3 protein-coding genes are annotated in these 1,914 nt (G+C 36.3%); all 3 read right to left on the reverse strand.

Annotated elements, in window-relative coordinates; genetic code table 11:
* Positions 1–592, reverse strand: a 592-nt coding sequence (locus AC1DUW_RS27165; RefSeq protein ID WP_477643970.1) for an MFS transporter, incomplete at its 3' end; no start/stop codon positions are given.
* A 3-nt stretch (positions 593–595) separates the two neighbouring features.
* A complete protein-coding gene (locus AC1DUW_RS27170) occupies positions 596–1,204 on the reverse strand; it encodes a PadR family transcriptional regulator (protein ID WP_053345569.1) in 609 nt (202 codons plus the stop codon).
* Between the two features lie 379 nt (positions 1,205–1,583).
* On the reverse strand, positions 1,584–1,697 hold the full coding sequence (locus tag AC1DUW_RS27175) for a DUF4272 domain-containing protein (RefSeq protein WP_083450711.1): 114 nt from the start codon (positions 1,695–1,697) through the stop codon (positions 1,584–1,586).
* Between the last annotated feature and the right edge of the window lie 217 nt (positions 1,698–1,914).

Below are 1,914 nucleotides of genomic sequence, written 5' to 3' on the forward strand. Positions count from 1 at the left end.
CAGTTTTCATTTCTTTTTCATCCATGTTGGGAAGAGTTAATAAAATTAATATAGCGATGAAAAAACCTGCAGCTTCAAATAAAAATGGACTTTTTGCTCCAAATAAAGCTATGACGCCTCCTCCAAGTGCAGGACCAATAATTTTCATCGTATTTACGGAAAGCTGGCTAAGTGTTACCGCCTCTGGAAGGTGGTTATCAGGGACCGTAAACCTAATCATACTTTGTCTTGCTGGGTCGTAAATTGCTGCGACTGTTCCCTTCAAAAACACAAATAATAAAAGGATATAAAGGTTAGGAGCAAAAAACAGCCCTCCTACAAACATGATCCTTAAAAATAAACAAATGATCATCATTTGCTTTTTTGGAAGTCGATCCACGAATACACTTGCAAAGGGACCTATGATGACCCAAGGTAGCCCTAATACAATGATCACTGCGGCAATGGCTGTTTCATCTAGCCCCCAATGGTAAGCAACAATAACCTGTAAAGCAATAAAATCAAGCCAATTACCCAGATCAGAAAATAGCTGCGCGCCAAATAATGAACGAAATGGACGGAATTTTAAAGGCTCAAATATTCCAGCTTTCATGAGTTATTTCTCCTTTTCTCCTTGGGTTGCCTCTCTTCGTCTTGCTAGCAGTTTTTCTGTATTCCCATTTGGATCCTGCCCTTTTGGAAGTTGATTATTTTCCAATGCATTTATCGATTCTTCAATCCATTTCAACTCAGCTGCCAGTCGCAATTCGGCATAGCGGATAGTTAGCATACCCACTTTACTGATGTAAGAGATTCCGTTTGTTGGCCAGTCTTTTACAAATTCAAGTAAATCTTCGGTTGTCTCTTTTCTTTCTAGTAGATGACTGATTAATACTGAGCTTTCCATATCTTCGTGCCAAGTGGACATCTTCATTAATAATTCGTCTCTAATAATTGGGTAGGCAGGAGGGAGTCGAAGCCAGTTTTCAAATTCCTCCCACCCTTTTGGGGTAAGTTCATAAAGTTTCTTTTTACGTCCCTCTTCCTCTTGTTCAATAGGATAAACAAGTCCTTCTTCTTCAAGCTTCTTTAATTTCGGATAAATACTCCCATAACTCATTCCCCAGTATAAGCCGGCAGCTTTATGCTCAAACTCTGCTTTAATATTGTATCCAGTACTGGGCCAAAAGCTTAAAATAGCTAGAATAGAACTTTCAATTGACAATGTAACATTCCCCTTCCACATATCTGTTATATSAAACTGATATATCATTATGATATGTCTAATAACAGGTAAAAACAACCATAAAATAAAAAACATTCCATAATTTTCAGAAAGTTATCATTTAGTGATTCAATTTTTTAAGAGTTGGTGTTTACAATCCGGCCCAATTGTTGATCAAAGTTCTAACAAGCACTCTTGAACTATCCTGCCCCGTTAGTGCCATAATAAAAAGGTTGCCTCAGCAACCTTCCTTATTGAAGTAAAGCACTCGTTAGTTTAAGTGTATAACTTCACATTTAACAAAAATAATCAACTGCGTCAGTTTCAACCCTGATCTTTCGCCTCTGATAAAGGAGCATAAAAGTATGTATTGCAACTTTTATGTATCTGTACGTACTTCCTCCCATTCTTGTTCCATATAATTTACTAGCCAATTAAGAATGTAGTGTCTTTCATATACAACACCTTCATCTAGAGATGATGGAATTTCCAAATTTGGGTTAAGTAAAAATCACTTTAACTTAATATTACCAATATAAGAGAGGTTTCTGATATTGAATAATCTGTCTCTTCTAAGGCATTCTTCGTGTTGTTCATTATCCTCTATCCCACCACTAGGTATAAAGAGCAGTGACTATTTCTCAATTATTTTTTAGAATGATTAGGAGCCTAATGCAAATAATAAACTTCAAAAAACAGTGATTGAAGTT

It is taken from the genome of Peribacillus sp. P4_C12 (genome assembly GCF_056402095.1).